At 74.3% G+C, this 26242-nt stretch carries 15 protein-coding genes and 1 pseudogene; 7 read left to right on the top strand and 9 right to left on the bottom strand.

The genetic code is table 11. The features are described 5' to 3' along the window. Window positions 1-142 precede the first annotated feature (142 nt). Together ACZ4U4_RS15520 and ACZ4U4_RS15515 are read right to left on the bottom strand one after the other, a co-directional pair. On the bottom strand, window positions 143-2908 hold the full coding sequence (locus ACZ4U4_RS15520) for a right-handed parallel beta-helix repeat-containing protein (protein WP_467873727.1): 2766 nt from the start codon (window positions 2906-2908) through the stop codon (window positions 143-145). Continuing rightward, window positions 2905-3924: a hypothetical protein gene (locus ACZ4U4_RS15515; RefSeq protein ID WP_467873725.1), complete on the bottom strand. Its 1020-nt coding sequence runs from the start codon at window positions 3922-3924 to the stop codon at window positions 2905-2907. The genes ACZ4U4_RS15520 and ACZ4U4_RS15515 overlap by 4 nt, the downstream gene beginning before the upstream one ends. A gap of 515 nt (window positions 3925-4439) precedes the next feature. On the opposite strand from ACZ4U4_RS15515, the gene ACZ4U4_RS15510 reads away from it, so the two are divergent. Continuing rightward, a complete protein-coding gene (locus ACZ4U4_RS15510; RefSeq protein WP_467873723.1) occupies window positions 4440-5069 on the top strand; it encodes a response regulator transcription factor in 630 nt (209 codons plus the stop codon). Window positions 5070-5254: 185 nt separating this feature from the next. On the opposite strand, the gene ACZ4U4_RS15505 is transcribed toward ACZ4U4_RS15510, so the two are convergent. The 3 genes from ACZ4U4_RS15505 to ACZ4U4_RS15495 form a co-directional block, all read right to left on the bottom strand. Beyond that, window positions 5255-6631 (bottom strand): EsaB/YukD family protein, encoded by a 1377-nt coding sequence (locus tag ACZ4U4_RS15505; RefSeq protein WP_467873721.1) that lies wholly within the window; start codon window positions 6629-6631, stop codon window positions 5255-5257. Between the two features lie 73 nt (window positions 6632-6704). Beyond that, window positions 6705-7025 carry a WXG100 family type VII secretion target gene (locus ACZ4U4_RS15500; protein WP_467873718.1) on the bottom strand — a complete coding sequence of 107 codons (321 nt, stop codon included), beginning with the start codon at window positions 7023-7025 and terminating at the stop codon, window positions 6705-6707. Between the two features lie 42 nt (window positions 7026-7067). Next, window positions 7068-7412 (bottom strand): WXG100 family type VII secretion target, encoded by a 345-nt coding sequence (locus ACZ4U4_RS15495; RefSeq protein ID WP_467873717.1) that lies wholly within the window; start codon window positions 7410-7412, stop codon window positions 7068-7070. A gap of 345 nt (window positions 7413-7757) precedes the next feature. On the opposite strand from ACZ4U4_RS15495, the gene ACZ4U4_RS15490 reads away from it, so the two are divergent. Both ACZ4U4_RS15490 and ACZ4U4_RS15485 read left to right on the top strand, forming a co-directional pair. Beyond that, window positions 7758-8276: a lytic polysaccharide monooxygenase auxiliary activity family 9 protein gene (locus tag ACZ4U4_RS15490; RefSeq protein ID WP_467873714.1), complete on the top strand. Its 519-nt coding sequence runs from the start codon at window positions 7758-7760 to the stop codon at window positions 8274-8276. Window positions 8277-8439: 163 nt separating this feature from the next. After that, window positions 8440-9387 carry a hypothetical protein gene (locus tag ACZ4U4_RS15485; protein ID WP_467873863.1) on the top strand — a complete coding sequence of 316 codons (948 nt, stop codon included), beginning with the start codon at window positions 8440-8442 and terminating at the stop codon, window positions 9385-9387. A 139-nt stretch (window positions 9388-9526) separates the two neighbouring features. Here the strand turns inward: ACZ4U4_RS15485 and ACZ4U4_RS15480 are convergent, their stop codons facing one another. Continuing rightward, window positions 9527-9940 (bottom strand): DUF779 domain-containing protein, encoded by a 414-nt coding sequence (locus ACZ4U4_RS15480; protein ID WP_467873711.1) that lies wholly within the window; start codon window positions 9938-9940, stop codon window positions 9527-9529. A gap of 234 nt (window positions 9941-10174) precedes the next feature. On the opposite strand from ACZ4U4_RS15480, the gene ACZ4U4_RS15475 reads away from it, so the two are divergent. Both ACZ4U4_RS15475 and mgtA read left to right on the top strand, forming a co-directional pair. Further along, window positions 10175-10465, top strand: a complete 291-nt coding sequence (locus tag ACZ4U4_RS15475) for an ArsR/SmtB family transcription factor (RefSeq protein ID WP_391642655.1) — start codon at window positions 10175-10177, stop codon at window positions 10463-10465. Continuing rightward, entirely contained in the window at window positions 10458-13106 is a 2649-nt protein-coding gene (mgtA, locus tag ACZ4U4_RS15470; RefSeq protein ID WP_467873709.1) for a magnesium-translocating P-type ATPase, read from the top strand. The genes ACZ4U4_RS15475 and mgtA overlap by 8 nt, the downstream gene beginning before the upstream one ends. Window positions 13107-13134: 28 nt before the next feature. On the opposite strand, the gene ACZ4U4_RS15465 is transcribed toward mgtA, so the two are convergent. Next, window positions 13135-14658, bottom strand: coding sequence for an LCP family protein (locus tag ACZ4U4_RS15465; protein WP_467873706.1), 1524 nt, complete (start codon window positions 14656-14658; stop codon window positions 13135-13137). A 139-nt stretch (window positions 14659-14797) separates the two neighbouring features. On the opposite strand from ACZ4U4_RS15465, the pseudogene tatA reads away from it, so the two are divergent. Beyond that, a pseudogene (gene tatA, locus ACZ4U4_RS15460) lies at window positions 14798-15088 on the top strand (Sec-independent protein translocase subunit TatA); the annotation flags it as partial. 151 nt (window positions 15089-15239) lie between these two features. Then, window positions 15240-16013, top strand: coding sequence for a hypothetical protein (locus ACZ4U4_RS15455; protein ID WP_467873703.1), 774 nt, complete (start codon window positions 15240-15242; stop codon window positions 16011-16013). 58 nt (window positions 16014-16071) lie between these two features. Here the strand turns inward: ACZ4U4_RS15455 and ACZ4U4_RS15450 are convergent, their stop codons facing one another. Both ACZ4U4_RS15450 and ACZ4U4_RS15445 read right to left on the bottom strand, forming a co-directional pair. Further along, window positions 16072-16941, bottom strand: coding sequence for a TauD/TfdA dioxygenase family protein (locus ACZ4U4_RS15450; protein ID WP_467873701.1), 870 nt, complete (start codon window positions 16939-16941; stop codon window positions 16072-16074). A gap of 46 nt (window positions 16942-16987) precedes the next feature. Further along, complete coding sequence (locus tag ACZ4U4_RS15445; protein WP_467873699.1) at window positions 16988-26197, bottom strand: amino acid adenylation domain-containing protein; 9210 nt, start codon at window positions 26195-26197, stop codon at window positions 16988-16990. Window positions 26198-26242 lie beyond the last annotated feature (45 nt).

Raw genomic sequence — 26242 nt, 5'->3', positions numbered from 1 at the left:
TCCGCGTTTTTTCTTTTCCATCCCTAACGAAAAAAAGGGTCGGAGGAGGGGGACCCCCACAAAACAGAAACACACCCCCCCCCCCCACCCCCTCTCCCCCCCCCCCCCCACCCCCCCCCCCCGGCCCCGTGCCGTGGTCCCGCTACAGCGTCTGCAGCGGCGGGATGTCCTCCGGCAACAGCGTCACCAGGCTCTCCTTCTCCGCCGCGGCGTCCGCCTCGTCCGCCGTCGCGGACAGCAGCAGCGCCGAATCCGCGAGCCGCGCCGCATGACGTTCCGTCATCCGCTGGAAGAGCTGACGGGCGGTGCGGCCGTTGCCGAACCGGTCGTCGCGCTCGACGCCCGCGAAGTACGCGGCCAGCGCCTCCGTGGTGGCCCCGCCCAGCTCGTAGCGGTGCTGCTCGGCCTGCTGCGCGACGATGCCGACGAGTTCGTCCGCGTCGTAGTCGTCGAAGAGCAGGGTCCGGGTGAACCGGGAGGCGAGACCGGGGTTGGCGTCGATGAACCGGCCCATGTCGTCCGGGTAGCCGGCCACGATCACCACCACATCCTCGCGGTGGTCCTCCATCAGCTTCACCAGCGTGGAGATGGCCTCCAGACCGAAGTCGTTGCCCTGGCCGTGCGGCACCAGCGCATACGCCTCGTCGATGAAGAGGACACCGCCGACCGCCTGCCGGAACACCGCGGTGGTCTTCGGCGCGGTGTGGCCGACGTACTCACCGACCAGCGCGCCCCGGTCCGCCTCGACCAGATGCCCGCGGGTGAGCAGCCCCAGTGCGGCCAGCAGCCGCCCGTAGAGCCGGGCCACCGTCGTCTTGCCCGTACCGGCGTTCCCCGCGAAGACCAGATGGCGGCTGAGCGGGGGCGGCGGCAGGCCCGCCTCGGTGCGGCGCCGGACCAGCTGCATCAGCTTGACCAGCGTCTCCACGTCCTGCTTGACGCGCTCCAGGCCGATCAGGGACCGGAGTTCGGCCAGCAGGTCCTCCAGCGACTCGGTGGCCGCCTCGGTGACCTCGGCGCCGAGCGCGGGGGCGGCGGACGCGCCGCCCGCCGCCACGGCGCGGACACCGGCCGGTGCCGGGCCCGCCGCGGAGACCGGCAGGGTGCTGTCCTTCACCGCATCGACCCGGCACTCCTCGAAGACCGGCTCCGCGCCGTCCGCGAGCTTGAGGTCCTCGTCGGTGTCCCGGACCACGCAGCGCCGCACCACCGGCTTCGCGTCCTTGCCGACGTAGAGCGCCGGGAAGCCGGTGGCGGAGATGTCGCAGTCGGTCAGCAGCCCCGCCGCGCCGTCGGCGACATACACGCCGTTCTTCGCGGCGCGGGCGATGCGCACCCCGCTGACCCGCGGCCGGGCGCCGTTCCACAGCACCAGGGCGCTGCCCTTGCTGTCGGTGATCTCGCAGCTGTCGAGCCAGGCGGTGGAGCGCTCGCCGAGGAACACCCCGGCCGAACGGCTGCCGCGCACCCGGGTGTCCGCCACCAGCGCGCCGGTGTCCGCGGTCACCTCAAGGCCCGTGCCGCAGTCGGCGATCTCGCAGTTGTCGAGGAGCGGACGGTGCGCGGAGGTCAGGCTGATGCCCGTCCCGGCGTCCGTCACCCGGCAGCGGCGGGCCGTCAGATCGCCGCCGTCCACCGCGATACCGGACAGCTCCGTCGACTCCACGCGGGTGCCGGTGAGTGTCAGCAGGGCGCGTTCGGTGACGCGGGCGCCGTGCTGCGGGGTGCCGCGCAGTTCGCCGTCGCGGACCGTGGCGCGGGCGGAGCCCGCCAGGTGCAGGGCGGTGAAGGCGCTGTCGGTGACCGCGCAGTCGACGAGCGTCAGCTGCGCCTCGTCGGTGGCGAAGGCGCCGTTGGCCCGGGAGCGGGCGAGACCGCCGCCGCGCATCTCGACCTGTGCGGTGCCGCCCGCCGCCAGTCCGCTGTCCGCGGAGTCGCCGACGGTGGTGGCGTCCAGCCGTACCACCGCGTTCTGCGCGGCGAGCACGCCGACGCCGCCGGACTCGTCGACCCGGCAGGAGCGCAGCGTCAGCAGCACCGGGCCTGCCGCCTGGACGCCCGCGGTGCCGCTCCGGGCGATCTCGCAGTCGTGCAGCAGCACGCCCGCGGTGTTCCCGGACGCCCCGGCGTCGCCCTCCGGACCGCTGCCCGCGCCGGTGCCGTCGGCGGCGGGCACCGGGGTGGCGCCGGTCGCCGACGAGGTGACCAGCACGCCCTGGGCGGCGCCGTCGGTCAGCCGGCAGGAGCGCAGCACCGGCCGGGCGTCGTCCTCGACGGCGAGCGCCGCCGCGGTCGCCTTGGTGATCTCGCAGTCGGTGAAGCTGCCGGTGGCCGGTCCGCGGACCTGAATGCCGTGCCCGGCCGCGGTGTTGACGGTCAGGCCGGTGACGGTGGCGTCCGCGCCGTGCTCCACCAGCAGCGCGGTGCCGCCGACGTCGGTGACCGTCATCCGCTCCAGCGTCGCCCGGCTGTCCCCGCTCAGGCGTACGGCGGGACCGCCCGCGGCGTGCACCCGGCAGTCGCGCAGGGTGGGCGCGGCGGTGCCGGTGACCTCGACGCGGCCGCCGGTGATCTCGCAGCCGTCGAGGACGGCGGTGCCGCCCGTCACGGCGACCGCGGGCTGGTCCGGGTCGGCGCCCTGGACGGTGATCCCGCGGATCTCCCCGGCGCCGCCGAGCACGGTCAGCGGGGTGCCGCGGGGGGCGACCAGGCGGACCGTTCCGGCGCCCTGTTCGGCGACGACGGTGATGTCCCGTTCCAGGGTGATGTTCTCGGTGTACGTGCCGGGTTGGACCGAGACGGTGGTGCCCGGTCCAGCGGCGCGCAACGCCGCGCCGATGGTGCGGTGCCCGCCCCAGCCCCGGGCCCCGACGCGTAGTGCGGCCGCGCCGCCGGACCGCCCGATCATGCCGGGGTGCAGCTGAGCTGGACCGGCCCGGCGGCGTCGTGCGCGTCCTTGGTGGCGGACGTGTAGTCGATGCCGGTGTTGAACATCTTGACGGTCACGAAGCCGCCGGAGACCTTGAACGGCCCGCGGGCCAGCCACTTGCCGTGGTTGTTGACCTGGTCGACGTCGAAGCTGCCGGCGGGGGTGCCGCCGCTGTGGTCCGAGGCGTAGACCGCGTACTTGGCGGGGTGACCGCCGACGTAGCGGATGTCGGAGTTGCCCGGCACGAAGACCGCGAGGCGGCAGGAGGCGTCGCCCTTGATCTTCGCGCGGTAGTCGAACTTCCACAGCACGTACTGCGTCGCGTCGTACTTCGTGGTCGAGCCCGACATGGGGACGGACAGATACTGGCCGTTGCAGCCGGAGCCGGTGTAGCCGCCGCCGTTGCTCTTCCGCCAGCCCGCCTCCTCGCTGAAGTTCGGGTCCTTCGTCCAGATCTTGGCCTCGGGGGACGACGGGCAGCCGTACCCGGCGAGCGCGCTGAACGACGTGACCGCCTTGTGCGAAACGGCCTTGCCGCTCTCGTCCTCGGTGGTGGCGGTGGGCGACGGCGGGGTGTGCGTCGAGCCCGTGGTGGGGCTGTCCTCGGAGGGGATGATCCGCTGACCGTCCGGCACCGTCTGCTGCTGACCGCCGGTGCCGCCGGCGCCGCCCGCGTTGCCGCCGGAGCCGTTGGGGGCGGCCTTGCCGTCCTGGTGGTGGTCGGCCTTGGCGGTGGCGCCCGCGGGGGCGACCTTGTCGGCCTGGTTCTTCTTCTCGTCCGAGCTGCTGCTGAGCGCACCGATGGCGAGGGCGCCGAGGCTCAGCGCGGCGACGACCGCGATGCCGATCGCGACCAGTCGCTTGCCGGGCTTGCCCTGTTCGCCGTCGGGGCGGACGCCGCCCACGAACGCGGAGACGAAGCCGTGCCGGTCCTCCTCCGGCAGACGGCCCGGCGCCTCGGCAGCGGGCTGCTGGGGCTTTTCCTGGTCAGCCACGTACGTACTCTCCAATTGTCGTGCCGTAAGGGACAGGCGGCACAGAATACCGCCGGGGGGTGAACGGAAAATGGCCGTGAGCGGAATTCAATTCAGCTTGAGCGATTTGTCTCGCGGTCCCGTACGGAATTGTCACGTAGCCGTGGCAAAGCATGACGGAATCGTGACCTGGTGGATGCAACCGCGATGGCAAAAGATCCGTCACCGGTGTACCCGTAAGCAAGTTGATGCGGTATCACGGCTCTGACCTGCGACGTCATGGTTCTGTGACAGATCCCGTCATCGGTCCGTGCACTGTTGATTTTGTCCGGTACATTGAAACGGCATCGACCCGCTGCCCCGGATGGCGTGTCGAGCGGGGGATCTGAGTGTGACGCCTTGACCTGACGACGGGAATACGCATGTCCAATTGCGCGCGAATTGCCATTATCGAGCATCAGAACCTGGTCCGGCACGGACTGGAGCGGGTGCTTTCCCAGAGCCCACGGCTCGACGTGGTGTCCGCGGTGGGGCGCGTGCAGGACTTCCCCTTCGACGCCCCGGCCCCCGACGTGATCCTGTACGGCCCGCCCGTGCACGACTGCGCCGCCGAATCCGAACTGCCCGGACAGACCCTGGCCCGGCTCGTCGGCTGCGCCCCGGTGCTCCTGGTCTCCGACTTCCACCGGCCCTACCGCCTTCTGGAGGCCGTCCGCGCGGGGGTGTTGGGGTGTGTCACCGGACGGGTGGACGACGAGGAGCTGCTGCGCGCGGTCGACACCGTCGCGAACGGTGGCTTCCACCTCTCCGCGACGCTCGTGCCGCGGCTCCAGTCCGAACTCCAGCAGCCCGGCGGCGCCGAGCCCCGTTCGCTCGCCCGCCGTGAACTGGAGGCGCTGCGCCTGCTCGCCGAGGGGTTGACCCACAGCCAGATAGGCCGCCGGATGGGCCTGACCGAGGCCACGGTCAGCACGTACGTCAAGCGCATCCGCACCAAGCTCAACGTCGGCAACAAGGCCGATCTGACCCGCACCGCCATCGAGTTGGGTCTGCTGCGCGACCCCGCGGCGGCCGGTGGCGACGTCGCGGCGCCGCTGCCCGCCCCGGGCCGGGGGCTCGGCCCGATGGCCAGCCGCTCCCGTTCCCTGCTGCTCGGCAAGAACTGACGACCGCACCACCTCCGCCGTACCGGGCGCCGCGGATCCGGCACCGTACGGCAGCTCCGGCGCGCCCCGGCGACGCCGGACGGTGACGGCCGCCACCGACGCCCGGCCGGCGGACGGCGCGGACACCACCGCGCAGTCCGCCGCGGGCTCCGGCCGCGACCTCTCCACCGTCCGCACGTCGCCCCTCACAGATTCCGGCCGACGCCCATGAGCTGGTCGAAGACGCCGAAGGCGGCGACGGTGAGCGGGATGGCGAAGGCGCCCAGGACCGCACCGAGACCGCCGAACCACAGCGGCCGCCGCATCGACGGGAGTTCGGGCCGCATCAGCCGCCGGAACCCGTACAGCACCAGCACCGCGCCGACCGCGAGCGCGGCCACCGGACCGGACCAGCCCGGCAGATCCAGCTGCGCGGGCCCGGTCAGCACCAGCGTGAACAGGCCGATCGCCCCGGCGACGCCGACCGGCGCCACCTCGACGACGACCTTCGCGGCACCGGCCCGCAGCAGCAGCCCCAGCCCGATGCAGGCGGTGATCGCCGCGCTGAACGGCGAGGTGGTGTCGGTGCCGAGCAGCACCAGCGCGACGGCGCAGGCCAGCGACAGCGCACCGCCCCACAGTGCCAGCAGCAGCATCGCGGTGCGCACCGCGGTCTCCAGCTCCGCGCCCTCCGGCGTCGACCCGCCCTGGCGCCGGTAGCCGAACGCGGCCACCCGCCCGACCGTCGCCGGCGCGATCAGCAGCAGCCCGAACGCGACGACCGCGATCACCGCGGCGCACTGCGCGGTGTCGGCCTTGAGCAGCGCCAGCAGCGCGGTCACCGCCGTGCCGATCAGCGCGCCGAGGAGCACCGCGGTGGTGGTGACGCCCATCGACGCGACCGCCGCCAGCACGGCGCCCACGAGCACCCCGCCCGCCAGACACAGCGCGGTCGTCCCGTTCGCCGTCAACGCGGCGGACGGCGCGGACTCCTGCGTCACCAGCGCCCACGAGGCGACCGTCAGACACGGGATCGCGCTCAGCGCCAGCGTCAGCCGCACCGAGCCCGGCACCGACCAGCGCCGCTCCGTCGCCAGCCACGACAGCCCGGGCAGCAGCAGCCCCAGCGCGGCGGCCGCGGTACCGGTGACCGCGGGCTCGACCGGCTGCGCCACGGCGACCAGCACCAGCGCGGCCAGCCACCACACCAGCCCGCAGGCCAGCACCGTCACGGTCCGCGACCGCGGGTCCCAGCGCCGGTCCAGGGCCTGTTCGGAGACCTCGGAGACCTGCTCGGCGACGTCCAGCACGACGGGCTCGTCGAACTCGTCGGCGACCACGTCGCGCAGGTAGAGAAGCTGACCGTCCGCCATGCCGAGGTCGGCGAGGCTGCGTTCGGGCGCGAGGGCCCCGCCCGTGCCCGTCGCCAGCGACCAGGCGGCGGGCATCAGCTCGTTCTCCTCCAGCTCGCACAGGCGGGCCAGGTCATCGATGTACTCGGCGATGGGAGCACGGGCCGGGACCGCGAGGTCCACCTGCCTGTGCTCGCCCACGACCGTGATCCGGCAGCGCTCATCGGCCATCGGGTGCTGTCAGGTCCTCTCGTGCAAGGTGCGTGGTGCGGTGCCGCTCGGGGGACGGCGGGGGAGGGGGCGTTTACCTTCCGGTGTTCTTCCAGGTGAGGGCGTTGGCTCCCTCGGCCTCGGCGTAGTTCGTCCAGTTGACGTTCATCGCCATGGCGATCTGGCCGAGCACGCCGGTCGGCCCGAACAGGCCCATGGCGGCGATGTTCCACTCCTCCTGGAGGCCCTCGTAGTAGACCTTCGCCTCACCGGTCCAGGTGTCGGCGATCGGCTGGAGCAGGACGATCAGCTGGTGCAGCTCCTCCGCGATCTGCTCCGACAGGTTGTCGATGTGCTTGCCTGCGTTCTCCAGCTCCTGCCGGACCAGGATGGACGTTCCTTCGATTCCTGCCACGACGCTCCTCGGTGTTGGGGGGTCAGCCGGTCGGCTCGGGGGTCAGCTGAGCCGGGCCGTGGGCAGCTCGGCCTGGAGGGTTTTGATCCGGTTCAGGTTGTCCTGCTCGGACTCCCGGTAGTTGACCTCGTTGCCGCGCAGGCCCGACGCGATGTCGGTCAGGGCGTTGTGCAGCATCTGCGCGTACGTGTCGTACTCGGCCATGTAGATCTGGAAGGTGTTGTGGGCGATGCCCTGCCAGGACTCTTCCAGAGAGATGACGTACGACTTGAGGTTCTGGAGCTTGATCTCCACGTCCGCCGCCGTGTTGTCACACGAGGCGGCGGCCTGGGCGACTAGCTCCGGAGTGACCTGGAAGCCCGCTGTGGTCTGCCCGTCGTGTCCCATCTGCCTGCCCTCTCGCGTGCCGGTTCCCGCCCGGCGGTCGGCTGTTCCGCGGCCACTGTCGCAGCGGGCCGACGCGTCGGAACAGTCCCCTGTTCAGATGTCCCTCCCGTACCGCGGAACCGTCCCGACCCCTTGACCGTGCGCGGACAACGGGTAAAGTCCAGACCAATTGGCGGGGAGGTCGGGATCGCATCCGGTGTCCCGCACCGGGCGTCCGCCGCCCGTCCCGCCGTGCACCACTTCGCGTCAACCACCCCCACTCCCGAGGCTGCCCGGGGGCGTGTGTGCCAGGCGGCGCCGCGTCCCGATGTCGTCCGCGGTGGCCTCTTCCGCGAAAGGGATGCCATGAACAGGAAACGCAGGCTGGCCATGACCGTCGGCGCGGCCATCGCCCCGCTGCTCGTCGTCACCGTCCCGGCCGGCTCCGCCAGCGCCCACGGCTACATCTCCAACCCGCCCAGCCGCCAGGCCCAGTGCGCGGCCGGCACCGTCAAGTGCGGGCCCATCAAGTGGGAGCCGCAGAGCGTCGAGGGCCCGAAGGGGCTGACCAGCTGCAGCGGCGGCGACGAGCGGTGGGCCGACCTCGACGACGACTCCAAGGGCTGGAAGGTCACCCCCATCTCCAGCACCGCCAGCTTCAGCTGGCAGCTGGAGGCCCGTCACGCCACCAGCACCTGGCAGTACTTCGTCGGCAGCAAGAAGGTCGCCGAGTTCAACGACCACGGCGCCACCCCCGGCGCCACCGTCACCCACCAGGTCAACTTCGGTGACATCACCGGCAAGCAGAAGGTCCTCGCGGTCTGGAACATCGCCGACACCGAGAACGCCTTCTACGCCTGCATCGACGTCAACATCGGCGGCTGAGCGCACCCCCCGCCCCGCCCGGACGGCCGGTTCCGCATCAGGTCCGCCCGTCCGGGCACCGCGCATCCGCACCACGCGGCGCACGCGGTGAACGGCGCCCCGGCACAGCCGTTACGATCGGCCTTTCGTGGCCGTCGTACGTGGCCGTCGCCGGGAGGACGAGATGGGCCTGTTCCGCCGAGGACCGAAGCGGGATCCCCGTGACCTGCCACGCGACGGGGAGTTCTCCTTCTTCTCGGACAGAGAGGGCGGCGTCTTCCGCTCCCAGGTCCGCCAGGCTTTCGCCGAAGCGGGCCTGGAGGTCACGGTCTACGCGGGCGTCGTCACCGACTCCGGCGGCCGCCGGTTCGGTCTCGGCAACCTCGCCGCCGTCTGCCACCGCGACCGCCGCGGCGAGCGCAGCTGGCCCGGCCTGATCCGCGACCACGTCGGCAAGGTCCTGCGCACCATGGACGGCCCGCAGCCGCTGGAGATCCTCTCCACCGACGAGATCCGCGCCTGCCTCTACCCCCGCGTCGTCGCGGAGGAGACCCTGCCCGCCTCCGACGCGTTCCGCTACGGCCGCGAGCCCGCCGAGGGGCTGCGGGAGGTGCTGGCGCTCGATCTGCCCGACGCGGTGCAGATGCTCAGCGAGGACTCGCTGCGGGACGTCGGGGACCTCGCCGAGCTGCGGATCCGCGCCATGAACAATCTGCGCGCCCTGCCGGTCGAGGGCCACGAGACGGTACGCCGTCCGGACGGTGCCTCCTTCGACGTCCTCTTCGGCGACTCGTTCTTCACCGCCAGCCGGGTGCTGGTCCTCGGCGAGCTGGTCGAACGGCTCATGGGCACCCCGCTGACCGCCGACGGCGCCCTCGTCGCGCTGCCCTTCCGCCACCAGCTCGGCTTCCACCGCATCTGCGACGCCCAGGTCATCCCGGCACTCCAGGGGATGGCGGAGTTCGCCGCCGCCGGGTACCAGGACGCCGCGGGCGCCATCAGCCCCCATGTGTTCTGGTGGCGCCGGGGCGTGATGACGCCGCTCAGCGAGCCGGACGGGGCGGGGCTGCGGGTGGTCGTGGACGGCGATTTCCAGCACATGCTGGAGCGGTTGGTCGACGACGAGGCGTGACCGCCGAAAAAATCGTGCCTCATTTTTTCCGCAGAAGGGGAACCCGGACGGCCCTCGCACCGTTATCCCGAGTGAGGCCCCGCGTCATCCCCCGTGCGCGGGGTCTCGCCATGTCCGCAGCCGCACGCCCGGCGCCCGCCTAGGGCGCCTCCGGGCCGCCCGGCCGTTCCTCCTCCGCCTCCAGCAGCCGCGAGCGGATCAGGAACCGCACCCCCTCCGGCGCCTCCAGCGAGAAGCCGCCGCCCCGGCCCGGGACGACGTCCACGATCAGCCGGGTGTGCCGCCAGCGGGCGAACTGGTCGGCCGCCATCCAGAACTCCACCGGCTCCGCCACCCCGGCCACCGTCAGACGCTCCAGCAGCACGTCCGACGCGCCGGTGCGGAACTCCCCGGCCGGGAAGCACATCGGCGCACTGCCGTCGCAGCACCCGCCGGACTGGTGGAACATCAACGGCCCGTGCGCCGCCCGCAGCCGCCGCAGCAGACCGGCGGCCGCCTCCGTCACCGCCACCCGCGCCACCGCACCCTCCGGCCCGCTCGCCGCCTCGTCCATCCGTGGTCCTCCCGTCCGTCACCGCGGGACCGCTCCCGCGCGCACCCGCGCCTTCAGCCAACCCGCCGCCGCGTTGCACCGACGTTGCACCGCCCGGTGCCGCCTCGCCCGGCGGCTCTAGACTGTCCCTTCGGTACGAGGGATACGCCCAGGGGGACGGAGACGGCAGTGACAAGGGGCATCGAGGGTGGCGGGGTGGATCCGTCCGCCGAGGTGCTGGCCGAGGCGGCCGGGATGTTCGGCCTGCTGGCCTCGCCGCCGCGGCTGCACCTCGTCTGGGCACTGACCCAGGGCGAGAGCGACGTCAGCGGGCTCGCCGAGCGTGTCGGCGGTGCGCTGCCCGCCGTCAGCCAGCACCTGTCCAAGCTGAAACTGGCCGGTCTGGTCCGCTCGCGCCGCGAGGGCCGCCGTGTCGTCTATCTCGTCGACGACCCCGATGTGGTGGCCGTCGTCCGGCTGCTCGTCGGACGGCTCGCCGACCGCGGCGGGCAGCACGCGTCCGGCGCCCGCCGCTTCGGTGGCTGAGACCGACGCGGCACCGGGTACCGGCCGGCTGCCCGGTCCCCGGCCGGCGCCCGCCGATGCGACCCTGGGCGCCGGGAGCGACGCCGCCCTCACCCCGCTCCAGCTGATGCGCCGCCTGGCGAGCGGACCGCGCGGCCTCACCGAGGCCGAGGCGGACGCCCGGCTCGCCCGCGACGGCGAGAACACCGTCCCCGCCTGGCACACCCCGTCCTGGCCGCGCCGCTTCCTGCGCAGCCTGCGCGACCCGTTCACCGCCGTCCTCCTCTGCCTCGGCCTGGTCTCGGCGGCCGTGGCGTCCTGGGGCACCGCCTGCGTGATCACCGTGCTGGTCGGGGTGAGCTGTGTGCTGCGCGCCTCCGGCGAGGCGCACGCCGGACGCGCGATGGCGGCGCTGCGCGAGATGGTCGCCACCACGGCGACGGTGCAACGGCGCCCGGACGGCGACGCCCCGCCCCGGGTACGGGAGATCCCCGTCGAGGAGCTGGTCGTCGGCGACGTGGTGCGGCTGGGGCCGGGCGATCTGGTCCCCGCCGATCTGCGGCTGCTGCGGGCGAGCGGACTCACCGTCCACCAGGCGTCGCTGACCGGCGAGTCCACCCCGGTGCCCAAACACCCCGTCGACGATCCGCCGGACGGCGACGGTGACGGGCCGCACCTGTGCTTCCAGGGCAGCAGCGTGGCCTCCGGCAGCGGCACCGGACTGGTCGTCGCCACCGGCTCCGACACCCGCTTCGCCGCCTCCTACCGCGCCCTCGGGCGGCGGCGCGCCGAGACCGCCTTCGACCGCTCCGTCCACGGCATCGCCTGGACCCTCATCCGCTTCATGCTGCTGACCCCGCCGCTGGTGCTGATGGCCAACGCGGCGGTGCGCGGGCGGGGCCTGGAGACGTTGCCGTTCGCGGTGGCCGTCGCCGTGGGCCTGACCCCGGAGATGCTGCCGGTCGTCGTCACCGCGACGCTGGCCCGCGGCGCCGCCCGGCTCGCCCGCACCGGCGGAGTGATCGTCAAACGGCTGCCCGCCCTCCACGACCTCGGCGCGATGCAGGTGCTCTGCCTCGACAAGACCGGCACCCTCACCCAGGACCGGCCGCTGGTCGAACACGCCGTGGACGCCCGCGGCCGCCCCGACCCCGGCGTGCTGCGCTGGGCCGCCGTCGCCAGCTTCTGGACCCTGGAACTCGCCGAACTGCCCGCCCCGGACACCCTCGACGAGGCCATCTTGACCGCCGCCGACGAGGCGGGCGCCGACCCGCTCGCCCACGACGGCATCGCGGCGCTCCCCTTCGACCCGGTGCGGCGGATCGCCGCCGCCGTCGTCCGCCGCCCCGGCGCGCTCGGCACCCACACCCTCGTCGTCAAGGGCGCCGCCGAGGACGTACTGGCCCGCTGCGCCCGGGCGCGCAGCGACGGCACGGACACCGAACTGGACGACGACGGACGGGCGCAGCTGCTCGCCCGGGTGGCGCGGGAGACCGACGACGGGCTGCGGCTGCTCGCCGTCGCCGTAGCGGACCGCCCCGCCCGCACCGGCGAGTACCGCGAGGCCGATCTGCGGGGGCTGACCCTCCTCGGCTTCGTCGCGCTGCGCGATGCGCTCGCCCCGTCGGCGGCCGACGCGCTCGGGGTGCTGGCCCGGCGCGGCATCCGCGTCAAGATCCTCACCGGCGACCACCCGGGCACCGCCGCCCGCGTCTGCCGGGATCTGGGCCTCGACCCCGGCGAGGTGCTGACCGCCGCGGCGCTGGCGGAGCTGGACGGCCCATCGCTCGCCGCGGCCGTCGACGGTGCCACCGTCGTGGCCCGCTGCGCCCCCGCCGACAAGGCCCGGATCGTCGCCGCGCTGCGCGGGTCCGGGCAGGTCACCGGCTTCCTCGGCGACGGCGTCAACGACGTTCCCGCGCTGCACGCCGCCGATGTCGGCATCACGCCGCGGGGTGCGGTGACGGTGGCGCGGGAGGGCGCCGACGTGGTGCTGGCGGAGAAGGAACTCACCGCCATCGGCCGGGCCGTCGCCGCCGGGCGGTACAGCAGCGGCTCGCTCGCCGCGTATCTGCGCATCACCCTCTCGTCCAACCTCGGCAACGTCCTCGCGATGCTCGGCGCCGGGCTGCTGCTGCCGTTCCTGCCGATGCTGCCCGCGCAGGTCCTGGTGCAGAACCTCTGCTTCGACGCCGCCCAGCTGGCCTTCGCGCTGGACCGGCCGGGCGACGGCGTGCTGCGCGGGCCCGCGGCGCTGCGGCCGCGCGCCTTCCTGCGGTTCATCACGGTGTTCGGGCTGATCAACGCCGCCGCGGACGTGGCGACGTTCGCCGCCCTCGGGATCGCCCTGCACACCGCGGGCGCCGGAGGCGAGGAGGTGTTCCACGCCGCGTGGTTCACCGAGAACCTCTTCACCCAGGCGCTGGTGATGCTGTTGCTGCGCGCCGGACACCTCACCGTGCGGGGCCGCCCGGGCCCGGTTTCGTGCGCCGCGGCGGTCCTCGCCGTCATCGGTCTGCTGCTGCCGCTCTCCCCGCTGGGACCGCCGCTGGGCCTGGCGGCCCCGCCACTGCTGTACTACGCGCTGCTCGCCGCCGTCCTCGCGCTGTACGGGACGGCGCTGGTCGCGGCCCGGCGGCGGTACGTGCCGGACACCCGCTGACCGGCACGTACCGGGCCCGCATACCCCGTCAGCCGTACGACAGTTTCGCGCAGGCGTCGTCGTCGGCGGTGCGGGCGTCGTCGGAGACCTCCGTGGGCACCTTGCCGTCCGCCGGCGGCGAGGAGGTGGCGCCTCCCTCGGGCGGTTCGCTGTACGAGTTGCCCAGCGTGACGGTGACGCCGGGCGCGGACCCTTCGTGGAGTTCCGCGTCGGGGAAGAGCCGGGCCGTGGTGCGGGCGTGCTCCTCCTGCCCGGGGCCGTAGGAGATCTGCGTGGTGAGGTGGTCCTGGGAGGGCGCGGTGGAGGTGGACAGGACGGTGAAGCCGGACGACCGCAGGGTGTCCGCCACGCGGGAGCCCAGTCCGCTGCTGTGGGTGCCGTTGAGGACGGTGACGTCGATCCCGGCGCCGGAGACGGGCTTCTCGGACGCGGGCGCGGTGGGCTCGTCGTGCTTCTTCCCGCCGCCCGCCCCGGCGGCGTCCTTGCCGTCGATGGTGCGGTCCGCGCGCAGGGCCGCCCAGAGGTTGTCGGCGGCGGGGTGCACGATCGCGACCCGGGCGCCCTGATAGCGCCAGGGCACGGTGACGAACGCGGTGTTGTGCAGATCGATGTCCTTGAGCCCCATCGCGAACGACAGCAGCTTCTGGGCGCTGCCCAGCTCCGGGTCGACGGTGAGGGATTCGGTGGCCGCGGTGGCGAGCGGCAGCAGCGTGGTGGGGTTGACGCCCTGCTCCTTGATCTTGCGGATCAGCCCGGAGACGAACGCCTGCTGCCGCTTGATGCGGCCGATGTCGGAGCCGTCGCCGATGCCGTGCCGCAGCCGTACGTAGTCCAGCGCCTTCTGCCCCTCGACGGTCTGCTGGCCCTTGGTGAAGATCCGCTTGCCGCGGTGGCCGAGGTTCGGGTTGAGATCGCCCTGGTAGAGGTCCTGAGGTACGCAGACGGGGACGCCGCCGACCGCCTCGGTCATCTTCGCGAAGCCGTTGAAGTCGACGACCACCGTGTGGTCGACGCGCACCCCGGTCAGCTTCTCGACGGTGTTCTGGGTGCAGGCGGGGTTGCCCTCGGCCGTCTCGCCCACGGTGAACGCGGTGTTGAACATCGCGTTGGTACGTGGCTGGGTCCAGGAGCCGTCCGGGAGCTTGCAGGGCGGGATGTCGACGAGGGCGTCGCGGGGGACGGACACCGCGAGCGCGTGCTTCTGGTCACCGTAGATGTGCAGCAGGAACGCGGTGTCGGAGCGGCCCACGTCGCCCTCGCCGCCGCCCAGTTCACTGTTCTTTCCGGAGCGCGAGTCCGAGCCGATGACCAGGACGTTGCTGCCGCCGGTGTTGGCGGCGGGGCGGTCGCGGCTGACGCCGTCGGCGCCGAACGTGGTGATGTTGCCGTCCAGCCGGTGGTAGAGCCAGCCGGCCCCGGCGGCCACCAGGACCACGAAGGATGCGGACGTCACCCCGATTATCCGGGCCTTGCTGCGCCTGCGCCTGCGCCGTCCCCGGGCGGCGTTGTCCCCATTGCGGCGTCCGTCGCGTGCGGAATGGCTGCCTGTCACGTGTGCACCCTCAATTGCCCGGATTTTTCCTGCGGGGAAGGCGGTTCATCCCCCGCCCAGAGTTGTATAGTTGCGCAATGTAGCAAGTAAATGCCGGTGCTGGTCCACCGGCGACCCGGCAATCCGAGAGGCGGCGGCGATGCTGCGCAACGCACTGGAGCCCTGGCACCTGCTGGTCGTCGGGATCGTGGTGATCCTGCTCTTCAGCTCCAGCAAACTCCCCGACACCGCACGCGCGCTGGGTAAGTCCCTGCGGATCCTCAAGAGCGAGACCAAGGCGATGAAGAGCGACGACACCGGAGCCGGGCCGCCGCCCGGGTCCGCCGAGCCCTACGCCGCCTTCCACGCCCCGGGCGCCACCACCGGCCCGGCCCCGGCGCCCGGCGCAACGGCCCCGGCCTCCGAGCCCGGCGGCCCGGCCGCCGCCACCGCGCACCCGCTGCCCGCGACGGGAGCCGGCCGCCCCACCGCGTCCGGCGACTCCGCCCCGGCAGCCGTGCCCGTCACCGACCGGGGGACCGGCGGTGGCTGACGAGAGACCCCGCACCACCCTTCCGACCGCACCGACCACGGGGGTTGATGTGACGACGACCGATATGTTCCGGCTGCCGGACGAGGCGGACTTCCCGCAGCTGCTGGACCGCGCGCTGGCCACCCGGGAGATGGCCGAGGGGCTGCGCCGGGCGGGCGGCGACCCCGACGCCGGGCGACTGCGCGCCGATGCGCTGAGCTCGGTCGCCGTCATCGCCGCCGCGGCCGAGCAGGAGTGCCGCACCTACCGCCGCCTCGCCGAGGCTCGTCCCGCACCCCGTCCGGCCCGCCCGGCCCGTCCGGCGGTCCGTCCGTCGAGCGGGGCCACCGGCGGCGTGCTGCCCGCGCTCGGTGTGCTCGTGCCGGGGCTGGCAGGGGTGGCGGCGGCGATCTTCCTGCTGCTCGGGTTCCTGCTGCGGGGCGTCGGGCTGCGCGGGCAGTTCGCCGACGAGCTGATCTTCGCGGGGGAGATCGCGGCCGCGGTCGCGGCGGTGGCGACGCTCTGCGGCCTGCTGTGGATGGTGGTGGTCGCGGCCCGCAACCGCCCGTCGGCGAGGAGCCGTTCGGCGGCGGACGCCGAGGTGGCCCACGCGCTGACGGCCTATCAGGAGGCGTTGTTCGAACGCGGGCTGATGCCCTTCCTGCGGGTCCGGCTGGGCGAGGCCGCGGGAGAGCCGCGGCCCGGGACGGACGCGTCGCCGGGCGAGGAGCCGCCCCGTACGGGCCCCGGCTACAGCGCGCCCGATTTCGCCAGCCCGGACTTCGCGAGTCCGGACTTCGGCAGTCCGGACTTCACCGGGCCGGGCGGCGCCACGGAGCGCTGAGCCCCCGCCGGGGCGGCGCCGGGAACCGGCCCCGCCCCAGGGGGTGTCTCTCCGTGCCTCAGCCCTTGAGCGGGCCGCCGTTGATCGCGATCCGGCGCCCGTAGCGGGCGAGCGGGTAGTAGTCGTACGACACATGGTGCTGCACACAGCGGTTGTCCCAGAACACCAGGGTGTTGGGCTCCCAGCGCACCCGGCACTGGAGCAGCGGCCGCCCCGACACCGTCTGGTAGAGCATGTCCAGCAGGGCCCGGCTCTCCTGCGCCGACAGCTGCGGGATCCGCTGGGTGTAGATCGGGTTGACGTAGAGCAGCTTGCGGTCGGTCTCCGGGTGGCGGACCACCACCGGGTGCTCGTTCCGCGCGGTGATGTGCCCCTTCGGGATGGGCCGGTCCCCGAACGCGAGCCGCCCGTCGTGGACCGCGGTCAGCCCGTCGAGGAGTTCGCGCATCGTCGGGGAGAGCAGGTCGTACGCGAGGTGCATGTTGGCGAAGAGGGTGTCGCCGCCGGTGCCCTCCGGAGTCTCCAGAACGTGCAGCATCGAGCCGAGCGACGGTTCGAGGTCGGCGGTGCCGTCCGCGTGCCAGGCGTTGCCCGCCACGTCCTCCGCGCCCGGGGTGGTGACGATCTCCAGGATGTGCGGATCGCCCTCGGGCGGCGGCGGGTTCACCGGCCGCAGCTCACCGAAGTGCGAGGCGAACCGCAGATGGTCCTCGCGGCTGATGTCCTGATCCCGCAGCACCAGGACGTGGTGGTCGAGGAAGGCCGTCCTGATCTCGGCGAGCTGATCGTCCGGGAGCTCCTCGGACAGATCGACGCCGGACACCTCCGCGCCGATCACCTGTGTGAGCGGAGCGACCTCGATGGTCCGGTACTCCCGGGCGGGCCGGGTGACGAGACGCTCGATGGCGTCGAGTTCGTACTGCTCCATGTCTGCTTCCTTCGGTGGAGGGACGGTAGGGCGGACGGAGGATGGTTCAGGGACGGGCGTCCAGCGCCGCATGGAGTGCGGCGGCGACGGCCCGGGTGTGCGGGGGCCGGACGATCCCGTAGTGGTCGGTGGGGAGCGAGTGCCAGTCGCCGGGCAGCGCCAGATGGTCGCGCCACAGCTCCCGGTGCGCGGCGGCGGGCAGCGGCGCGGGCAGGCCCTCCGCCGGGTGCTCGGCCAGCCACATCCGGGCGGGCGTCCGGTCCAGCCGGGGCAGGCGGTGGTCGGCCATCGAGGCGAGGTTGGCCCGGCAGCACCGCGCCAGTCGCTGGGCGTACGCCTGCCCCTCGCCGGTGAACGCGCCGTCCACCGAGCCCAGTTCGTGTGCGAAGACCGCTTCGAGTTGCTGCTCGTCGTAGCCCTGGAAGCCCGGGCCGGAGCCCGGGGGCGGCGGGTCGAGCAGATGGACGCCGGACACCGGGTGCCCGGCCGCCTCGGCGAGCGCGGCGATGCCCACCGCGGTCCAGGCGCCGAACGACCAGCCGACCAGGTGCAGCCGCTCCGTGGCATCGCCGAACCGCGCCCGGAGCGCCGCGTAATAGCGGCGGGCCCGCTCGTCCAGCGCCGGGGTGGCCGCGTCCGGGTCGCGCAGCGCCGGGTCCGCGATCAGACAGACCGTCGCCCGGTCGTCGAGCGCGGAGACCAGCGACCGGTACGCCTGGATGTCGCCGCCCACCGGATGCAGCAGGCACACCACCTCGGGTCCGGTGCCCTCCTGCCACACGTCGAGCGCCACCGGGTCCGCCGCGGCGGCCTCGGACGCCGTGTCCTGATCGAGGTGGGCCAGCAGGTCGTTGAGGCTGGCCCGGGGCCCGAACCACGACAGGTCCAGCTCCACGCCGTAATGCTGTTTGACCACGCCGATCAGGTCGAGCAGGGTCAGCGAGTCGGCGCCCAGGTCGTACAGCGGGGCGTCCGGGTCGAGCGGGTCGGCGTCGAGCCAGTCGCGGAGCCAGTCGGCGAGCAGGTCCGCGGGGAGGGGAGCGGCCGGTTCCGGGACGGCCGGTGCCGGGCTGCCGGCCGGTACCGAAGCGCCGGTGGTCTCCGGGACGGGCCCGGCGTAGAAGGTGCGGGACGCCTCGATCTGCGTGGTGGAGACCAGCAGCTGCGGCAGTTGCAGCGCGACGGCCCGGCCGAAGACCCGCTTGCCCTCCTCGACGGTCAGACCGACGGAGAGATGGGCACGGTGACGGGCGTCGCCCGCCGGGACCCGCAGCGCCATCCCGGTCTCCCGCCACACGTCCCAGTTGAGGGCGATCCGCGCGGTGGCGCCGGGCCGGTGGTGGGCGAAGGCGTCCAACAGGCCCGCCGCGGCGGCGTAGTCGTACTGCCCGACGCCGCCGAGCCGCGCCGACATCGACGAGCAGTGCACGACGAGCGCGGGGGCACAGCGGTCGACCAGCCGCTCGACGAGGAGCGCACCGTGCAGCTTGGCCCGCTGGCCGTCCACCCCGGCCGGGCGCCGCACGACGAGCCCGCCGGTCGCGGCCCCGGCGGCGTGCACCACCGTGGCCGGGCCCGTGGCGCGGGCGGCGATCTCCTCCACGAGCCCGCCGTGGCCGCCGGTGTCGGCGAGGTCCGCCTCGATCAGCTCGACCCGTTCCGCCCAGGACGCCAGCGCCTCCGGCAGCCGGGGCCGCCGGGAGACCAGCAGCACCCGGCCCGCGGTGTGCCGCAGCAGCCACGCGGCGATGCTCGTCCCGATGCCGCCGGTGCCACCGAGGACGACGTGGTCGCCCTCGGGCAGCTCGGGCGCCGGCTCCGGCGCGGTGACCGGCACGACGACCTGGTGCCACCAGTGGCCGTCGCGCAGCGCCAACTGCGCGGGCAGGGCGGTGCGCGGGGTGGCCGAGGTGAGGAGCGCGGCCAGCGGTCCGGCCCACTCGGCCGGGTCGGCGGCGGGCAGATCCAGCCACCGGCCGTCGGCGGCGCCCTCCTGCCCGGCGACCGTGGCGATCCCGGTGAGCAGCCCCGACTCCGGCCGTTCGACGGAGCCGTGGACCGGCTGCGTCCGGTACGACAGCCACCACAGGCGCGGCCGGAGCGCGGGCGGGGTGTCCGCCAGCGCCTGGACGAGGGCGGCCGGGGCGTCCAGACACGCGCGTTCGGCCCGGGCCAGGGAGGCCGCACCGACCGGTCCGGTGAGGCCCAGCGGCAGCGCGTGCAGCCAGTCGGTGCCGCCGTCGGCCTCCGGGCCCAGCACATCGAGCAGGCTGCGCCAGGCGGCGGGGTCGGCCGGATCGACCTCGAAGGCGTCGTCGCCGCGGCGGGCGAAGGCGTCCCCGGTGCCGACCCGCACCACCCGGGAGTACGCCGCCGCCAGCTGCGGCGGCACCGCGTCCGGTACCGGCCCGTCCGTGACCAGCACCAGCTGTCGCAGGGTGCGCTCCCGGCAGCCGGGAGCGGCCCGCCGCCACCGCACCCAGTGCGGCTGGCTCAACCACTCGGCCTCGGGCAGGCGCGGAGGGACGGCGGAATCGGCGTGGCCCGTGGCGTCGGCCGCGGACTGCTCCTGGCGTTCGGCGGCGTGCCCGTCCGGGGCCCGTCCGCCGTCCTCCGCGCGCGCCCGGGGGAAGTCGTACTCCGCCAGGTCGAAGGCGGGCGGCGGGAAGTCCCACGGTGCCGGGGCCGGGCCGGGGCGGGCGGGGAGCGGGGCGCCGGTGAGCCAGGCGGCCACCGTGTCCTGCGGGTCGGGGCCGTCCGCGACAGGTGCCCCGGCGGAGGGCTCCGGGGGTGCGACCGGTTCCACGCCGCGCAGCCACCGCACCGCGGCGGCCGCGTCCGGGCAGACCGCGGCCGCCCGCCAGCGCCGCTGCGGGCGCCCGGACCGCAGATGCCGGAGTACGGCGCCGTAGGTCTCCGGACGGTCCGTCAGATGGTCGGCGATGCGCGCGGCGTCGGCGCGCAGTGCGGCGGGGCTCGACGCGGAGAGGAACAGCGCGCCGTCCGCCGCGTCCGGCCCGGTGGCGTCCGCCTCCGTGGGCGGTGCCTCCAGCACCACATGGGCGTTGGTGCCGCCGATGCCGAAGCTGCTGACCGCCGCCACCCGGGGCCGGTCGGCGGGCCAGGGCTGTGCGGTGGTCGGGAAGTGGAACGGCGTCGGGTCCGGGTCGATGTGCGGGCTCGGGGCACGGAAATCGGCGTGCGGCGGGATCACCCCGTGGTGCACACCGAGCACCGCGCGGATCAGGCCCACCACACCGGCCGCCGCGCCCAGATGCCCGAGCTGGCTCTTGACCGAGGTCAGCGCCGTGCGGCCGGACTCCGGCACGTCGAACGCCTGGCGCAGCGCGTCGATCTCGACCGGGTCGCCGAGCCGGGTGCCGGTACCGTGCGCCTCGACGTACGCGAGGTCGGCGCCGGTGCGGCCGCTGCGCCGCAGGGCCGCCCGGATCACGTCCCGCTGCCCGGTCGGCGACGGTGCGCTGTAGCCCATCTTGTCGGCACCGTCGTTGTTCACCGCGGAGCCGGTCAGCACCGCGTAGACGGTGTCGCCGTCGCGCCGGGCGTGTGCGAGCGGCTTGAGGACGACCACACCGACGCCGCTGGCGCCGACGGTGCCGCTCGCACCGTCGCTGAACGGACGGCAGTGGCCGTCGGCGGAGAAGATGTGCTGCGGCTGATAGCGGTAGCCCTCGCGCAGCGTGGCGTCGACGAGCACCCCGCCGGCCAGCATCACGTCCGCGTCGCCCTGCCGCAGCAGCCCGGCCGCCAGATGCACCGCGACCAGCGAACTGGCGCACGCGGCCTGGGCGGTGAACGCCGGGCCGGTCAGCCCCAGATGGTAGGCGGGCTTGGTGGCCAGATAGTCCTTCTCGTGGTGGAGCGAGAGCCGGAACGCGTCCGGCAGCGCCGCCGGATCGCCCTCCTGGAGCATCGTGCGGTAGTACGTGCTCTCGCCCGCGCCCGCGATCAGGCCGGTGCGCGGACCGGTCGCCGGGTCGGCGATGCCGGCGTGCGCCAGGGCCTGCGCCGCGCACATCAGCAGATGGCGCTGTTGCGGGTCCATCAGCCGGGCCTCGGCACGGCTGAGACCGAAGTGCTCCGGGTCGAAGGCGAGCAGCCCGTCCATCATGCTGCGCGCGCCGACCATGCCCTCGGCGGCCTCGAAGTCCTCGATGCCACGGCCGCCGGTGCGTATCAGCTCCCAGAACGCGGCGAGATCCACCGCACCGGGCAGCCGGACCGCCATCCCGACGACGGCGATCGGCTCGGCCGCGGGGAGGGCTTCCGGCGGCTCGGGGGCGGCGGCCGGGACGGGAGCCGCGGCGGCCGGGGCGGGCGCCGCTGTGGCCGCCGCCCCCGCCCCGTCCAGGAACCGGGCCAGCGCCCGCACCGTGACGTGGGCGAAGAGGTCCGCGACGGTGAAGCGGAGCCCCAGCTCCGTGGTGCAGCGCAGGTGGTAGCGCATCAGGGTCAGGCTGGAGGCCCCGGCGTCGAAGAACGTCCGGTCCGGCTCGATCGGGCGGCCGGTCACCTCCTCGAAGAGCGCGGCGAGTTCCGCCTCGCGCGGGGAGCGCGGCGCCGCGTCCGCCGCCCGGCCGCCGACCTCCTCACCGGGCGCGCGCAGCGCCGCCGCCCGGTCCAGCTTCCCGCTGGGCGTCCGCGGCAGCGCGGTCAGCCGCCGGAAGCGGGCGATACGGACGTACGCCGGCAGCAGGGCCGCCAGATGCGTGGTGAGGGCGGCGGCGTCCGGCGGCGTACCACGGCACTCGAAGCACGCGGTCAGCGCCGCGCCGTCGGCCACCACCACGGCGTTGGTGATCTCCGGGTGCCGCAGCAGCGCCGCCTCGACCTGGCCCAGCTCCAGCCGGTGCCCGCTCAGTTTGATCTGCTGGTCGTCGCGGCCCAGGTAGTGCAGGAGCCCGTCCCGGTCGAAGCGGGCCCGGTCGCCGCTGCGGTAGAACAGCCCCTCGCCGGGCAGTTCGGTGAACCGCTCGGCGTTGAGGTCCGCCTCCGGGGTGTCCAGGTAGCAGCGGGACGCCATGGTGCCGCCGATGAGCAGCTCGCCGGGGCAGCCGGGCGGCACCGGCCGCCCGTCGCCGTCCACGACCCGCAGCACCGCACCGGCCACCGGCCGTCCGATGGCCGGCCGCTCCGGCCAGTACGCCGGGTCCCCGTCGAGGCACAGGGCGCTGACCACGTGCGTCTCGGTCGGCCCGTAGTGGTTGAACAGCCGGGCGCCGGGCAGCCCCGAAAGCCAGCGGCGGATCGCCTCCGTACACACCAACTGCTCGCCCGCGGTGACGATCTCGCGCAGCCGCGACGGATACCGGCCCAGGTGGACGGCGTGCTCCGCCAGCAGCTGGAGCGCCACGTACGGCAGGAAGATCCGCTCGGCGCCGGACGCCTCCAGCTGGGCGAGGAGCGCGGGCGCGTCCTGCCGCAGCCCGGGGCCGATCAGCCGCAGCGTGCCGCCGCCGCACAGCGCCGAGAAGATCTCCTGGAACGACACGTCGAAGGAGAGCATCGAGAACTGCTGGGTGACGGCGGGCGTGCCCAGACCGCCCGCGTCCGCCTGCCAGGCGAGGAGGTTGCAGAGCGTCCGGTCAAAGACCTGGACGCCCTTCGGCGTGCCGCTGGAGCCCGAGGTGAACAGCGTGTACAGCGGCCGGGCCCCGTCGTGCGCCGCGACCGGCGCCCCCGGGCCGCCCGCCCGCAGCATCACCGGATGCCGCACCACCCGGCCCTCGGGATCGACCGCGTCCAGACCGGGCGCACCCCCCGGCGGCACCAGCACACACAGCGGCGCGGCGCGGTCGAGGATCTGCCGCAACGCCGCGGGCGGATACGCCGGATCGAGCGGTACGACCGTCAGATTCAGCCGGGCCAGCGCCAGCAGCGCCACCACATGCGTCAGCGACGGCTCCAGATACAGCGCGACCCGCGCCGGGGCGCCCTCCGCGACCGGGAACGCCTCCCGCACCTCGGCCGCCAGCGCCGCCGCGTACCCGTCCAGCGTGGCGTAGTCGACGCTCCGCTCACCGTCGTCGACGGCCGGGGCGTGCGGGGTGCGCGCCACCTGCCGGGCGAAGCCCTCGGCCACCGTCGTGAACGCGGGACGGGCCTGCGGGCCGCGGCCGTGGTCGGGCAGGAGGGCGCGGTGCGGGGCGGCCAGTTCGGCGGGGGTGTGGGCGCCCGCGTCGGCGAGCAGGTCCAGGGCCCGCCGCAGCAGGGTGTCCAGCGCCGTGATCTCGTCGGCGTCGAAATGATCGGTGGCGTACTCCCAGACGCACTCCAGGCCGTCCGCGTACGCCACGACGGAGAACGTCAGCGGGCACTTCGCCTCGGCCGGCGGCCACCACAGCGGGCGGGCCGCGCAGCCCGGCAGCCGCAACGCCTCGAAGTCGGTGTTCTCCTGGACGAAGAGCACATCGAACGGCGCACCGTCGTCCGCGCCGGACGCACCGGTCAGCGCGTCCAGCGCGTCCGAGAACGCCACGTCCTGCCGGTCCAGGACCGCGGCCACCTCCGCGCCCTGGCGCAGCAGCTGGGCGCGCAGCTCCTCGGCGGGGGCGACGGTCAGCGGCAGCAGCACGGTGTTGGCGAACATCCCGACACCGTCCGCGAACTCGGGCACCGGACGGCCCGCCACCGGCGCCGCGATCCGCGGCCGGGTGCGGCCGGTCACCGCGTACAGGCTCCAGGCGAAGACGCCCAGCAGCACCTGGAAACGGGTCAGACCCAGCTGGGCGCAGAGCCGGTCGACATGGGTGCGGCGCACCGTGTCCAGGCGGGTGTGGAGCAGCTGCGCCTCGGGGAACGGCGTCCGCCGCGCGGGCAGCAGCCGCTCGCCCGGCCCCTGCGACCGCGCCTGTGCGTGGTGCGCGGCGAGCGCGTCACGGCGCTCGGCGTAGGCGGGGCGGGCGAACCACTCCGCCTGCCAGTGGGCGTGGTCGAGCGGCGTGTACCCGGCCTCCGGCGCCGCGGACGCCCCGCCCGGGTACGCCGCGTACGCCTGCGAGAGGTCCGCGAAGAGGACGTTGAGCGACCAGCCGTCGACGGCGATGTGGTGCAGCTGCAGCAGCAGGACCGCGCCGTCGTCGTCCGGCAGCAGGCAGGCGCGCAGCATCCGCGGCTCGGCCAGGTCGAACGGTTCGGCGAAGTACCGGGCGGCGAAGGCACGGCGGCCCGCCTCGCCCGACGGCGGGTCGCCCGGATCGGTCCACGGGTCGTACGGGTCGCCGACGCGCTGCCGCAGCCCCTCGGGCGTCGCCTCGAAACCGGTCCGCAGCGCCGGATGACGCACCACCAGCTGCCGCACCGCGTGCCGCAGCGCCGCCGCGTCGACCGCGCCGTCCAGCCGGAACGCCTGGCCCACGTGGTAGGCACGGGAGGCGGGGTGGCGCCGCTGGTGCAGCCAGAGGCGCTGCTGTTCGGCGGTGGCCGGTGCACGGCGCGCGCCCGAGGGCGGCGCCACCGGCGGGTACGGCGACTCCCCGGTGTCGCGGGCGGCGGCCACCGCCTCGGCGACGGCGGCCAGATCCCCGCCGAGCACCAGCGAACGGTCCAGCTCACAGCCCCAGCGGCGGCGCGCCGCGAAGCAGAACCGCAGCGCCTTCAGCGAGTCGCCGCCCGCCGCGATCCACCGGTCGTCCGGCCGCGGGTCCGCCAGCCCCAGCACCTCACCGGCCAGCTCCAGCACCTCCCGCTGCCACGGCGTGACCTCGGCGGCGGGGGTCTCCGCGGTGCGCCGCCACGGCCGGTCGGCGCGGGCCAGCAGCGCCGCCTCGTCGACCTTGCCGTTGGCGGTCAGCGGCACCGCGTCCACCAGGAAGAGATGGTGCGGACGCATATAGGTGGGCAGCCCGTCCGCGAGGTGGCGCTCGCACTCCTCGTACGACAGCTCCCCGTCGAGCACCAGGAACGCCAGCAGTTCGTGCGGGCCGTCCGCGCCGGAGCGGCGGGTGCACACATACGCGCGCCGGATCGCCGGATGCGCGGTGAGCTGCCGCTCCAGTTCGCCCGGTTCGATCCGGAAGCCGCGCACCTTCACCTGCCGGTCGGCGCGCCCGACGTACGTCAGCAGCCCGTCGGCGCCGGCGCGCACCAGGTCGCCGCTGCGGTAGTGGACGGTGCGCCCGCCGTCGTACCAGGGCAGCCGGACGAAGCGGCGCGCCGTCTCCTCGGGGAGGTTGCGGTACCCGGCGGCCACCCCGGAGCCCGACAGATACACCTCGCCGACCTCCCCGTCGGCCGCGGCGCGCGTCCCGTCGGCGGCCACCACGACCGCACCGGTCTCCGGCAGCGGCCGCCCGATGGGCACCACCTCGCCGTCGAAGTCGCGGGGGACGGGGTACGACACCGCGAAGGTGGTGGTCTCGGTCGGGCCGTAGCCGTTGATCAGCCGGGTGGCGGCGTCCGGGTTGTGGCGGTACCAGCGGCGTACGGTGCGGGCGTTGAGCTGTTCGCCGCCGATGAGGACCTGCCGGGCGCCGGCGAAGCAGCCGGGCGCGGTGTCCACCACGGCGTTGAACAGCGCCGCGGTGACGAACAGCGTCTCGATCCGCTCCCGCAGCAGCGTCGCCGCCAGCCGCTCCGGGTCGCGGACGTCCGCATCGCCGACGATCACACAGCAGCCGCCGGTCAGCAGCGGCGTCCACACCTCGAAGGTCAGCGCGTCGAACGCCGGGTTGGACAGGCAGCCGAACCGCATGCCCGGTGCGGTGCGGACGAATTCGGGCCGGGCGAGGCGCCGCACCCCGGCGCCGGGGACCTCGACGCCCTTGGGCAGACCGGTCGTTCCGGAGGTGTAGAAGAGGAAGGCGACCGGCCCGGCGGCGGCCGGCGGCTCCTGCGGCGCCGGGAAGCGGTCCCGCGCGGCGAGCAGCCCGTCCGCGTCCAGCGGCCGGACGCCCGGCGGTACCTCGGGCGGTGTCGGGCCGTGGACGAGGGCGACGGCGCCCGCGTCGGTGAGGATGTGGCGGCGCCGCTCCGGCGGGCTCTGGGCGTCCAGCGGGACGACCTGGGCGCCCAGCCGCAGGATGCCGAGCATCACGCAGATCAGCTGCCAGGAGCGCGGCAGCTGTACCGCCACCGCCTGCCCGGGGCGCACCCCGTGGCGGCGCAGCCCGTCCGCGACGGCGGCACCGGCCGCGTCCAGCGCCGCGTAGTCCAACAGCACCGCACCGTCCTGCACGGCTGCCGCCTCGGGGGTGCGCACCGCCCGGGCGTGCACCTCCTGTGCCAGTCCTGGCATCAACTGACCTTCTTCTTCGGGGAGTTCAGATATTTCCGGCGCGCG

The sequence above is a fragment of the Streptomyces sp. NPDC029159 genome (assembly GCF_055564055.1).
This window is presented reverse-complemented; position numbering and strand designations above follow the sequence as displayed.